At 66.0% G+C, this 12,174-nt stretch carries 11 protein-coding genes and 1 rRNA gene; all 12 read right to left on the minus strand.

Translation table 11 applies throughout. From position 1 onward, the window contains the following. A 16S ribosomal RNA gene (locus tag MHY23_RS06045) occupies positions 1 to 329 on the minus strand; the annotation flags it as partial. Between the two features lie 624 nt (positions 330 to 953). Next, a complete protein-coding gene (tyrS, locus tag MHY23_RS06050; protein WP_239306816.1) occupies positions 954 to 2,216 on the minus strand; it encodes a tyrosine--tRNA ligase in 1,263 nt (420 codons plus the stop codon). A gap of 12 nt (positions 2,217 to 2,228) precedes the next feature. After that, positions 2,229 to 2,408 (minus strand): Trm112 family protein, encoded by a 180-nt coding sequence (locus tag MHY23_RS06055; RefSeq protein ID WP_181888369.1) that lies wholly within the window; start codon positions 2,406 to 2,408, stop codon positions 2,229 to 2,231. Further along, entirely contained in the window at positions 2,405 to 3,055 is a 651-nt protein-coding gene (locus tag MHY23_RS06060; RefSeq protein ID WP_181888368.1) for a hypothetical protein, read from the minus strand. Before MHY23_RS06060 ends, MHY23_RS06055 begins: the two co-directional genes overlap by 4 nt. Next, positions 3,042 to 4,634, minus strand: a complete 1,593-nt coding sequence (locus MHY23_RS06065; protein ID WP_239306817.1) for an extracellular solute-binding protein — start codon at positions 4,632 to 4,634, stop codon at positions 3,042 to 3,044. Before MHY23_RS06065 ends, MHY23_RS06060 begins: the two co-directional genes overlap by 14 nt. After that, positions 4,631 to 5,833 (minus strand): hypothetical protein, encoded by a 1,203-nt coding sequence (locus tag MHY23_RS06070; protein WP_239306818.1) that lies wholly within the window; start codon positions 5,831 to 5,833, stop codon positions 4,631 to 4,633. Before MHY23_RS06070 ends, MHY23_RS06065 begins: the two co-directional genes overlap by 4 nt. Before the next feature lie 49 nt (positions 5,834 to 5,882). Beyond that, positions 5,883 to 7,319, minus strand: coding sequence for an argininosuccinate lyase (argH, locus tag MHY23_RS06075; RefSeq protein WP_239306819.1), 1,437 nt, complete (start codon positions 7,317 to 7,319; stop codon positions 5,883 to 5,885). Positions 7,320 to 7,321: 2 nt separating this feature from the next. Continuing rightward, complete coding sequence (locus MHY23_RS06080) at positions 7,322 to 8,536, minus strand: argininosuccinate synthase (protein ID WP_239306820.1); 1,215 nt, start codon at positions 8,534 to 8,536, stop codon at positions 7,322 to 7,324. Between the two features lie 80 nt (positions 8,537 to 8,616). Continuing rightward, positions 8,617 to 9,114 carry an arginine repressor gene (locus MHY23_RS06085; RefSeq protein WP_239306821.1) on the minus strand — a complete coding sequence of 166 codons (498 nt, stop codon included), beginning with the start codon at positions 9,112 to 9,114 and terminating at the stop codon, positions 8,617 to 8,619. Beyond that, positions 9,111 to 10,052, minus strand: coding sequence for an ornithine carbamoyltransferase (gene argF, locus MHY23_RS06090; protein WP_239306822.1), 942 nt, complete (start codon positions 10,050 to 10,052; stop codon positions 9,111 to 9,113). The genes MHY23_RS06085 and argF overlap by 4 nt, the downstream gene beginning before the upstream one ends. A gap of 4 nt (positions 10,053 to 10,056) precedes the next feature. Continuing rightward, on the minus strand, positions 10,057 to 11,235 hold the full coding sequence (locus tag MHY23_RS06095) for an acetylornithine transaminase (RefSeq protein WP_239306823.1): 1,179 nt from the start codon (positions 11,233 to 11,235) through the stop codon (positions 10,057 to 10,059). Beyond that, positions 11,232 to 12,167 (minus strand): acetylglutamate kinase, encoded by a 936-nt coding sequence (argB, locus tag MHY23_RS06100; RefSeq protein WP_239306824.1) that lies wholly within the window; start codon positions 12,165 to 12,167, stop codon positions 11,232 to 11,234. The genes MHY23_RS06095 and argB overlap by 4 nt, the downstream gene beginning before the upstream one ends. Positions 12,168 to 12,174: the final 7 nt, after the last annotated feature.

Raw genomic sequence — 12,174 nt, forward strand, 5'->3', positions numbered from 1 at the left:
GGCCGTATCTCAGTCCCAATGTGGCCGTACACCCTCTCAGGCCGGCTACCCGTCGACGCCTTGGTAGGCCATTACCCCACCAACAAGCTGATAGGCCGCGAGCTCATCCCACACCGAAAAACTTTCCACAATGGCATCCAAACCATCGTCCTATCCGGTATTAGACCCAGTTTCCCAGGCTTATCCCGAAGTGCAGGGCAGATCACCCACGTGTTACTCACCCGTTCGCCACTCGAGTACCCCTGCAAGCAGGAGCCTTTCCGTTCGACTTGCATGTGTTAAGCACGCCGCCAGCGTTCATCCTGAGCCAGGATCAAACTCTCCACAAAAACAGTTTCAGCAGAAACAGGCCGTGAAAAGCCCAAACCCAACCAAAAACAAACCAACCAACACAAAGTGCTGGACTGGCAAAATCCAAAAATTACAAAGGTTCAAACAACCAACCCCCAACCCGACGGGGCACAAAGGAGGCTGGCCAAAAAAATACGTGAAACATGTTCAACCACACCCCACGCACACTATGAACCAAAAAAGATGACGCGATCCATCATTGGAATTCAACCACGCCACCACCGGCACACACCCACAACAGGGCACACACCACACAGTGCACAAAACAAGGCAGGCAAACACACCCACGCAACAAAAGTACATTGGCACACTATCGAGTTCTCAAACAACACCAGCACACCTGCCAACCAGAACCAAACACGGCCCCAGCCGGAAAAAGCGGCTTCGTCAGAAGCTACACAACCAACCAACCAAAAGTCAAACTCACGTTAAACCCCGGTTAACCAGAACGTAACCCCTATTCACTTAAACCATTCCCTCCAAGCGGCCGAACCGCTCAGAAGCAACGGATGGATATATAACCACGAAGCCAATCACAACACAAAACGCCCAGGCCAGAGGGGAAATCTGGCCTGGGCGTTAGCTCGTCGTAAAGCTGGGTGCTACACGCGTTTTGCTCCCGCGAAGTTCTTTTTGCCGCGGCGCAGCACCAGCCAGGACCCGTGGAGGAAGTCGTCGTCGGTGGGTGCCCACGACTCGTCCTCGATGCGGACGTTGTTCACGTACGCGCCACCCTCCTTGATGGAACGGCGGGCGGCACCCTTGGAATCCGCGAGACCTGCGCCGACGAGCAGATCCACGATGGTGGTCTCGCCGGAGAACTCGAAGACGTCGGTCTCGGAGACGGACGCGGCAAGGGTCGCCTCGTCCAGATCCGCAAGCTCGGCGCGGCCGAACAGCGCCTGGGATGCGAGCTCGACTGCCTCACGCGCCTCGACGCCATGGACCAGATCCGTCATCTCCTGCGCGAGGCGACGCTGCGCCTCGCGCTTGAACGGGCGCTCCTCCACCTCGACCTCGAGGCGGGAGAGCTCCTCCTGGTCCAAGAAAGTGAACCAGCGCAGGTAGCGGATCACGTCGGCGTCCGCGGTGTTGACGAAGTACTGGTACCAGGTGTACGGGCTGGTCATCTCTGGGTCGAGCCACAGGGACCCGCCGCCGGTGGACTTGCCAAACTTCTTGCCCTCGGAATCCGTGACCAGCGGAACGGTCAGCGCGTGGGTCTGCGCGCCGTCGATGCGTCGGTTCAGGTCGACGCCGGCCACGAGGTTGCCCCACTGGTCGCCGCCGCCGATCTGCAGGATGCAGTCGTGCTCGCGGCGCAGCTGCACAAAATCGTTGGCCTGCAGCAGCATGTAGGAGAACTCGGTGTAGGAGATGCCGTCGTTTTCCAGGCGTCGCTTCACCGTCTCGCGGCCCAGCATGGTGGACAGGGAGAAGTGCTTGCCGATGTCGCGCAGGAACTCGATCGCGCTGAGGTCCTTGGTCCAGTCGTTGTTGTTGACCAGCTTCGCGGCGTTGTCGCCGTCGAAGTGCACGAAGCGCTTGAGCTGGCCGGAGATGCGCTCCGCCCAATCCTTCACGGTGTCCGCGGAGTTCATGGACCGCTCCCCTACGTCGCGCGGATCGCCTATCATGCCGGTGGCGCCGCCGGCCAGCACGATCGGTGTGTGGCCGGCCTCCTGGAAGCGGCGCAGCATCAGAAGCGGCACGAGGTGGCCGGCGTGCAGCGACGGGCCGGTCGGGTCGAAGCCGCAGTACAGGGTGATCGGCGCTTGCGCGGCTTCGCGCAGGTTGTCTAGGTCGGTGGACTGGTTGATCAGCCCTCGCCAGGTCAGCTCATCAATGATGTTGGTGGAAGTCATGGTCGCTTTCTTCTAGTTCGCGGGGGTGTAGGGCTCTGCTTCGTCGATGAGCAAAACCGGGATGCCGTCGTCGATGCGATAGGCAATTCCGAGGCGTTCGTTGACCAGGAGCTGCTTTTCCTGGTTGTACTCCAGCGGGCCCTTGTCCTTGGGGCACGCGAGGACGCTGAGAAGCTTCGGATCCAGACTCATGGTTTCGGATCGTACCCGTCGCCGCCGCGGTAGCTGTCGTCGAGTCCGGGCAACTCCCCGAGCTCCTCCCGCAGGAACTGCGCTTGGGAGTCCATCGCCCGCAGGTTGTCGTCCAAGATGCCCTGCCGCACCCTTCCTGCGGCGCGGGTGAGCGTGGTCAGCGAGTCCACGACCACCCGCACTGCGGAGGCGTCGCGGTACTGCGGGGCATCGAGATACGTATCGACGACCTCCGGGTAGTACACCTTCACCACATTCCAAATCGTCTGGCGGTGCTCCGGGGTAGGTTCCAGGTGCTCCCACTCCGAGAGCACGAACCGGACAGTGTCTTCGAGCGCACGCGCCTGGGCCATCACCTGGCGCGGCGGGCGGGCGCCACCCAAACGCCTGGAGGTCTCCTGCAGCGACCGCTCCAGCACCACCGGGGTGGGCTCCGCCGGCGCCACGGGCAGCTCCTTTGGGGTGCGCGCGGGGGTCAGCGCCGCGCCCGCGCCGTAGGCCGCCAGCGCCGCCACCGGCCAGTAGACACCGATACCCACCACCAGGTGCAGAACAACCACCAGGATGGCAAGCACCAGCCCGACCTGGTTCTTCGGCGACGCGAAGTAGCGGGCGAACGCGTTGCCTGAAACATTATTGGAAGCCACGGATCTCCTTAAACGCCGCCGCGAGGTCGCCGCCGAGCGCGTCGAACACTTCGCCGCCGGTCAGCTCCGCCAGTTCACGCATCTCCGACTCGCTAGCGTCGCCGTAGAGGATCACAAACACCGGCACGGACCGCTGTGCGGCCGGCAGCTGCTCGTATTCCTCCTTGAACTTGGAAAAGCGGGGCCCGACGGTGTCTTGGCCGTCGCTGAGCAGGACTATCGACGGGATACCGCCGGCCGGATCCGTCTCCCGCAGCGCTTCCAGCAACGTCTGGTACATCGCCGTGGAGCCGCTGGCGCTGAGCCCGTCCACGTACTTGGTCAGCGCAGCTGCCGCCGCCGGGTCCTCGTGGGAGAACCGCGCGGTGACCGGGTCATTCGGCCGACTGTCGAAGGACTGCAGCGTGACGTTCTCCCGGTCGCGCAGGGAGACGTCGCCGGTGAGGGTGGAAGCGGAGCCGTCGATAAGCGAATGCATGATGTCTTTCAGCGACGCGATGCGTTGGCCCTCCATCGAACCCGAGGTGTCCAGCACAAACGTGGTAGTGCCGGGCTGGCGGTAGGAGTTGTCGTAGGCGTACAGCAGCTCGTCCACCACACTTTCGTTCGCGGGGAACGGCAGCTCGATGACCTGCTGGTCCGCGATCTCCGCGGGCAGGTTGTCCACCTGCGTCACCGGCCTGCGGAAGGTGTCCGCGATGTCGGGCTGGTGCTCGAGGAGCCAATTCGCAAGCTTTTCGACGCGCTCCCGCGCGTCCGTATTCGCCGGCTGCGCGAGCGCGGACAGCGGGTAATCCGCGGAGATCACGCCGTCCGCCGGGACCACGACCTCGATGGGCTGGCCCTGCTGGCGCATCTGGTGCAGCGTGGACTCGTAGTTGACGATCGCGTCCGCGCGCTCCGGGTCGTCGGCGAACGCCTCGGCCAACCACCCGGAGGACCCGGAGACCATGGTTTGGGCCTGGAACAGCTGCTCGAGGCGCGGGCCCACGCGCTCCAGGTCCGCCGGCGCGATGGCGTCGCCGGTGTCCGCCAGCGCGGTGGCAACGGCGACCAGCGCGGAGAACCCGGAGTTGGACGCCTGCGGGTTGGTCATGCCGAAGCTGAACTCCCCGGCCTCCGCGGCCTCGGCGAACTCCGCCCACGTGGGCTGCTTCGCGTCCCAGCCGAGGCGCTTGGCGCTGTCCTCCCACACTCCGAAAGCGACGGGGCTGGTGGCGATCTTCGTCTCGCCGTCGAGTTTGTCGGTGGCTCCGATGAGGTTGACGTAGCGGTTGGTGGCGAACCAGGTGGCGTCCACTTTTCCGTCGAAGTCGCCGCGCTTGAGGGTCTGCGAGTTGTCCAGGGTGCCGCCGGGAAATTGCATGTCGATGGAGAAGCCGAGGTCCTTGGCGGCCTGGTCGACCAGGCCCTCGAGATCCTTCAGCTCTGTCGCGGCGACGATGGTCAGGTCCGCCGGCTTGCCGGAACCGGAGCCAGCGCCGAAGCCCGAGGAACCGGAAGTGCCGCCGTCGAGCGAGACGCACGAGGCGAGCATGAGCGACATCAGGGCGGCGAGCGCCGCGAATAGGCGTTTCATTGGTCGTCCTCCTTCACCGGCGCGGGCGCTCCGGCGTAGCGTTGTCCCACTCCGTCGATGAGCTGCTCGAGCCTGTCGTAGGAGGGCGGGTCGATGGAATTGACGTAGTCGGAAGGCGCTTCGAGACCGCGGTCCTCGAGTTCCTGCGCCAAGCTGCCGGAGTTCGCGGGGCGGAACCCGTGGCGCGCGGCGAGCTGCTGCAGCTGCGGGTCGTTCGACAGCAGGCGACCGAGCTCCTTGCCGCCCTCCGAGACACCGACAATGCCGTGGTTCGCGAGCACGGTGGGGCTCAAGTGCAGCAGCACCATGTCGTCCCGGATGCGCGAGTTCGGCCGCATCTGCTCGCCCAAGAACTGCGCCTCGTAGACCATCACCATGGGCGCCGCGCCGATGCCCTGGCTCAGGTAGTCCGTGAACGGGCCGGACGAGGACGCCTCGCTGTAGCCTTGCGCGGTGAAAAACGGGGCGATCTCGTCGATAAGGTACCCGACGTCGCCTCCGCGCTCCGGGTCGCGCTCGGCCACCTCCCACGCCAGCAGCGACAGGTACATCGCCGCGGAGTTGGAGGTGCGGATGTCCGTGGAGCGGATCTGCACATTGCGTGGCGACGGGTACGCCTCGCCCAGATCACGCCAACGTTTGCCGGAGCGGGCCAGGTCCATGTATTTGTTCACGTCCAGGGTGTACGCGCCGTTTTGCTCGCTGACCACCCCTTCCGCCACGAGCAGGTCGGCGATCGGCTTCCAGCTCGCCACCGCCATCGGCGTGAAGAACGGGAAGTCCACGGAGTAGCCGCTGCCCTGCTCGCGCACCTTCTGTGTCGCGGGCGCCGACGACGGGAAGACGAAGTCCTGCTCCGCAATATCCGTGGTGGTGGCGATCTGGCGCGAGCCGGCGGTGGTGACGCTGACGCTGTACCCCAGCTCCTCCAGCCGAGCCACCACGTCGGGGTCTTCGAAGTAGGCCCGCTTTTCGGAGCCGATCACGCCGTGCAGCTGCGTCAGCTTGCCGCCGGACCCGCCGGAACCGCCGGCCGCTCCCCCGCCCCCGCCCCCGCCGTCGGCGTCACCGCCGCCGAAGGGCAGCAGCCCCCGTCCCAGCGCGACGGCGGCGATAACCACCCCAACTAAAATGACGCCAAGCACCACGGAGACTTTCCGTCCCCGGGGCTTGGCGTCATGGCTGCTCGGCACACTCATAGCTCACATGCTAAATGGCCGAGCCGACATGCGCGCCGCAATCGACGAACTACTGCGCGCGCACCGGCGTTGTCGCCCACTCGCGCGCGGCCTTGTTCGCCTCGCGCACACGCTCGCGCTGCTCCTCCACGCGCGGGCGGGCGGTGCCGCCGCGGGTGTCGCGGGATGCCACCGCACCGTCGACGGTGAGCACTTCGCGGACCTCAGGGAGCAAACGCTTATCGACGCTTTGCAGTTCCTCGTCCGTGAGGTCGACCAAATCCACGCCGCGGGACTCCGCGATGCGGACGCAGGCGCCGGACGCCTCGTGGGCCTCGCGGAACGGCACCCCCTGGCGCACCATCCACTCGGCCAGATCCGTCGCCAGCGTGAAGCCCGCCGGGGCGAGCTCGCGCATGCGGTCCTCGTGGAACGAAAGCGTGGACACCAGGCCGGTGAACGCCGGCAAGAGAATCGACAGCTGGGTCACCGAGTCCACCAGCGGCTCCTTGTCCTCCTGCAGGTCGCGGTTGTACGCCAGCGGCATGGCCTTCAGCGTGGCCAGTAGCCCGGTGAGGTTGCCAATCAAGCGTCCAGCCTTGCCGCGGGCGAGCTCCGGTACGTCCGGGTTCTTCTTCTGCGGCATGATCGACGAGCCCGTGGACCACGCATCGTGCAGTGTGACGTAGCCGAACTCCGGCGTGGACCAGGCGATGATCTCTTCGGCGAAGCGGGAGACGTCGATGGCGATCTGCGCCAGCACGTACGCCGACTCGGCGGCGAAATCGCGCGAGGCGGTGCCGTCGAGCGAGTTGTCTGTGGCGGAGGCGAAGCCGAGCTCCTCGGCGATCGCCTCCGGGTCCAGGTGCAGCGAGGAGCCCGCCAGCGCACCGGAGCCGTACGGCGAAACGGCCAGGCGCTTGTCCGCGTCCTGGATGCGCTCTAAGTCGCGCAGCAGCGGCTGGGCGTGGGCCAAAAGCGAGTGCGCGAGCAGGATCGGCTGCGCGGCCTGGAAGTGGGTCTTGCCCGGCATGATCGCGTCCGGGTGGGCCTCGGCCTGCTGGACAATCGCGTCGATCAGGTCAGAGACGTCCTGGGCCACGCCGCGGAGTGCGTCGCGCAGCCACATGCGGAACATCGCCGCGACCTGGTCGTTGCGGGACCGGCCCGCGCGCAGGCGGCCGCCAACCTCGGGGCCGACGCGGTCGATCAGGCCGCGCTCCATCGCGCCGTGCACATCCTCATCGGTGGGCAGCGGGCCGAACGAGCCGTCGGCGACATCGCGGCCGAGTTTGTCGAGTCCGTCGAGCATCACCGTGAGGTCTTCGTCGCTAAGCAAACCCGCCCTGTTGAGCACCTTCGCGTGCGCCTTGGAGGCGAGCACGTCGTAAGGCGCGAGCACCCAGTCGAAGTGCGTGGAGACGGACAGGGCGAACATCGCCTCCGAAGGGCCGCCGGAGAAACGGCCTCCCCACAGCGCGCCCTCGTTGGTCTTGTGCTGTTCCATCCCTACTTCTCCTGGGAGGCGGCAGCCGCCCTATCGCGCTTGTTGGCGATCTGGGAGGAAAGGCCGTGCAGGCGCACAAAGCCCTTTGCCAGGGTCTGGTCGAAGCTGTCGCCGGTGTCGTAGGTGGCCAGGTTGAAGTCGTACAGGGAGTGGTTGGAGCGGCGGCCGTTGACGGTGGCGGTGCCGGCGTGCAGCACCATGCGGATATCGCCGGTGACGTGCTCCTGGGTGGACTCGATGAACGCGTCCAGGGAGCGCTTCAGCGGGCCGAACCAGAGACCGTCGTAGACCTCCTCGGACCAGCGGGCGTCGATGAGGCGCTTGTAGCGGGCCAGCTCGCGCTCGACGGTGACGTCCTCAAGCGCCTTGTGCGCGGTGATCAGGGCCACTGCGCCCGGAGCCTCGTAGACCTCGCGGGACTTGATGCCCACCAGGCGGTCCTCCACCATGTCCAGGCGGCCGATGCCCTGGGCGCCGGCGCGGCGGTTCATCTCCTCGATGGCCTCGAGGACGGTGACCTTGCGGCCGTCGATAGCCACCGGCTTACCTGCCTCGAAGGAGATGATCACCTCGTCCGGGGCGTTGCCCAGTGCCGGGTCCTCGGTGTAGGCGTAGAGGTCCTTTGTCGGCGGGTTCCACAGGTCCTCCAAAAAGCCGGTCTCAACCGCGCGGCCCCAGACGTTCTGGTCGATGGAAAACGGCGATGCCGCAGACTGCTCGATGGGCAGGTCCTTGCCCTCGGCGTACTCGATGGCCTTGTCGCGGGTCCACGCGTAGTCGCGTGCCGGGGCGATGATCTCCAGGTCCGGGTCCTGGTTGAGGAAGCCGACCTCGAAGCGGACCTGGTCGTTGCCCTTGCCGGTGCAGCCGTGGGCGACGTGGGTGCCGCCGAACTTGTGGCCAGCCTGCACCAGGTGCTTGACAATCAGCGGGCGGGAAATGGCGGAAACCAGCGGGTACTCGCCCTGGTACATGCCGTTGGCCTTGATGGTGGGCAGGCAGTACTCCTCGGCGAACTCGTCCTTGGCGTCCACCACAATGGACTCCACAGCGCCGCAGTCCAGCGCGCGCTGGCGCACGGACTCCATGTCCTCGCCGCCCTGGCCCAGGTCCAGGGAGACGGCGATGACCTCGCCGCCGGTCATTTCAGCGAGGTAAGGGATGGCGACAGAGGTGTCAAGGCCGCCCGAGTACGCGAGCACAACGCGGTTAGTCATGGTGAAAGATCTCCTTCGAATTCCAGGACGATTCAGAATTATTCAGTGTACGTAAAATTATGCGATCGGCACGGCGATGTCTATTCGCCGACAGTTTCCTTCAGCCCGAACAGCTGCTGCGCCAGCTCCCTGCCGGTGATCGGTTCGCGGGCGAGCACGAAAACCGTGTCATCGCCAGCGATGGAGCCGACCACCTGGTCCAGACCCACGCGGTCGATGTAGCTGGCTAGATACTGGGCGGCGCCGGGCGGCGTGCGCACCACAGCGAGCTGCCCGGAGTAGTCCACGGAGACCACCAGCTCCTCGATCATGCGGCGCAGCTTCTCGCGCGGGCCGGAGTGCGCCGTCTCAAGCGAATCTGCCTCGCCGCCCACGGTGTAGTAGGCGCGGCCGCCCGCGCGGGGGCGCACCTTCTTCGCGCCGAGCTCATCCAGGTCGCGCGAGAGGGTGGCTTGGGTGATGTCGATGCCCTCGTCCAGCAGTAGCTCAGACAACTGCACCTGGGAGGACACGCGGGTTGATTCGAGCAGCTCGAGGATTCTCGCCTGCCGCGCGGTGCGGGATACAGGTTGGGTCATACTTGGTGCTCCAAAAGCCAGGCCAGCAGCGCCTTTTGGGCGTGCAGGCGGTTTTCCGCTTCATCAAAGACGCGCGATTGCGGCCCGTCGATGACGTCCGCGGCGACTTCGCTCCCACGGTACGCGGGAAGGCAATGCAAGAATATTGCATCCTCAGCCGCGCGCGACATCAGGGCAGCATCCACCTGGTACGGCAAAAACGGCGTGCGGCGGTCCTTGCCGTCTTCCTCCATGCCCATGGACACCCACGTGTCCGTGATGACCACGTTCGCACCCTCCGCGGCCGCGATATCCGAGGTCACGGCGACTGTCGCTCCGGTTTCCTCGCCGCGGCGCCGCGCGCGTTCAACGAACTCTTCGCGCGGCTGGAAGCCGTCCGGGGCGATGACGGTGATGTCCACCCCGGCGGTGGCGAACCCGATGAGGTAGGAGTTGGCCATGTTGTTGTCGCCGTCGCCCAGGTAAACGGCCTTGAGCCCCTTCAGCCCAGCCGGGCCCTCATCCGGGCAGAAGTTCTCCACCACGGTCTGCAGGTCGGCGAGGATCTGGCACGGGTGCAGGTCGTCGGACAGCGCGTTGACGATCGGGACGGTGGCCGTCTCCGCCATTTCCCGCAGGTTGTCGTGGGCGTAGGTGCGCCACACAATCGCTTCGACAAACCGCGACAGCACCGCGCCGGTGTCCTGGTAGTTCTCCTTCGTGCCCATCTGCGAGTTGCCGCTTTCGGTGACAATCGCGTGCCCGCCGAGCTGCGCGATGCCGGCGTCGAAGGAGTAGCGGGTGCGGGTGGAGGTTTTGTCGAACAGCACGGCGACCGATTGCGGCCCCTCGAGCGGCCGGCGCGAGAAGGGCTCGCGCTTCAGTTCCGCGGCCAGTGCGAGCACCTCGGCCTGCTCGTTGGGTGTCAGGTCGTCGTCTGCCAGGAAGTGTCTGACCATCGGTTTAGCTCCGTTCTTTCGCTGCTTCAATCGCGCCGGCGAGGCGCTTTACCGCCTCAACAATCTCATCGTCGCTGATCACCAGCGGCGGTGTCAGGCGGATGACGTCGTCGCCCGGTGCGTTCACAATCAGGCCTTCTTCAAGCCCATGCTTGACGACGAGCTTCGCCACCGCCTCATCCAGCACCACCCCGAGCATCAGCCCGCGCCCGCGGACCTGGGTGACACCGGGGATCTGCGAAGCTGCGTCGATAAGCAACTGCCCCTTGCGGCGCACCTCGGCGAGGAAGTCCTCGTCGATGGCCTCAAGCACGGCCCCCGCGGCGGCGCAGGCGACGGGGTTGCCGCCGAAGGTGGTGCCGTGCGAGCCCGGGGTAAACAGCTCCGCTGCCTTGCCACGGGCGATGGTCGCGCCGATGGGCAGTCCCCCGCCCAACCCTTTGGCCATGGTGATCACGTCCGGCAGGACGCCTTCGTGTTGAAAGGCAAAAAAGTCGCCGGTGCGTCCGACGCCGGTTTGGACCTCGTCGGTGATGAGCAGGATGCCGTGGGCGTCGCAAAGTTCCCGCACCGCTTTGATGAAGCCCTCCGGCGCGGGGATGACCCCCGTTTCGCCCTGGATGGGCTCCAGGATGATCGCGGCGGTGTTGCCCGGGTCCTGCTGCACCAGGGTCTCGAGCGCCTCGATGTCGCCGTATGGGAAGAACTCGACGCCTGCCGGCATGGGTTCGAACGGCGCGCGCTTGTCCGGTTGGCCCGTCAGCGCGAGCGAGCCCATGGTGCGGCCGTGGAAGCCGCGCTCAGCTGCGAGGATGCGGCGGCGGCCGGTCAGGCGCGCGAGCTTGAAGGCGGCCTCGTTGGCCTCGGCGCCGGAGTTGCAGAAAAACACCCGCGCGGTCTCGTCGCCGACCCGGGCGCGCAGCGCCTCGGCGACCTCAACCACCGGCTGGGAGCCGAAGAGATTGGACACGTGGCCAAGCGTCGCCACCTGCGCGCTCACCGCCTCGACGACGGCCGGGTGCGCGTGGCCGAGCGCGTTGACGGCGATGCCGGCGAGCATGTCGATGTAGGTGTTGCCGTCCGCGTCCGTGACCGTGGAGCCCTCGCCGGAAACAAGCTCCACCGGCGGCGCGGGGTAGGTGTCTAAAAGCGCGGAAGTCCAGCGCGAAGAAAACTCGCTCATGCGTCATCCTTTCTAAAGATCGTTCCGTCCGGGTAGTGCGCGCGGTCGTAGTCGTCCGGCAGCACCATGGTGCCAACGCCACCCATCGTCAGTAGCTCCAGCAGCACGGAGTGGGCCACGCGTCCGTCGATCACGTGCGCTGCCTTCACCCCGCCCTGGACTGCGGTGAGGCAGGCCTCCATCTTCGGGATCATGCCGGTGTCCAAGCCGGGCAGCATCTTGGCCAGCTCGCCCGCCTCGATCTTGGACAGCAGCGAGTCCTTGTTCGGCCAGTCCGTGTAGAGCCCCTCGACGTTGGTGAGCACCACCAGGCGCTCGGCGCCGATCGCTGCGGCAAGCGCACCCGCGGCCTCGTCGGCGTTGATGTTGTACACCTCGCCGTGCTCCCCCGGTGCGATGCCAGAAACCACCGGGATCCGGCCAGCCTCGATGATGTCCATCACCGCCTCCGGGTTCACGTCCGTGATCGTGCCCACCAGGCCGATGTCCTGCAGCTGGCCGTCGACGACCACCTCGCGCTGCTTGGCGGTAAACAGCCCGGCGTCCTCGCCCGAAGTGCCGACCGCGTAGGGCCCGTGCGAGTTGATCTTGCCCAGCAGGTCCCGGCCCACCTGGCCGAAGAGCACCATGCGCACCACGTCCAAGATCTCCGGGGTGGTCACGCGGAACCCGCCGATGAACTCCCCGCCGTCCAGCCCCAAGCGACCGAGCATCTGGGTGATCTGCGGCCCTCCGCCGTGCACCACCACAGGCTTCGCGCCCACGGTGCGCAAAAACACCATGTCGGCGGCGAAGGCGGCCTTCAATTCCTCGTCGATCATGGCGTTGCCGCCGTACTTGACCACCACGATCTTGTCGCGGTAATGCTGCAGCCACGGCAGCGCCTCCGCCAGCACGGTGGCGCGCTGCTCGTTGGTCAGATTCGGCATCATCTCTCCC

It is taken from the genome of Corynebacterium sp. ACRQP (genome assembly GCF_022345915.1).
Lineage (GTDB): Bacteria > Actinomycetota > Actinomycetes > Mycobacteriales > Mycobacteriaceae > Corynebacterium > Corynebacterium lehmanniae.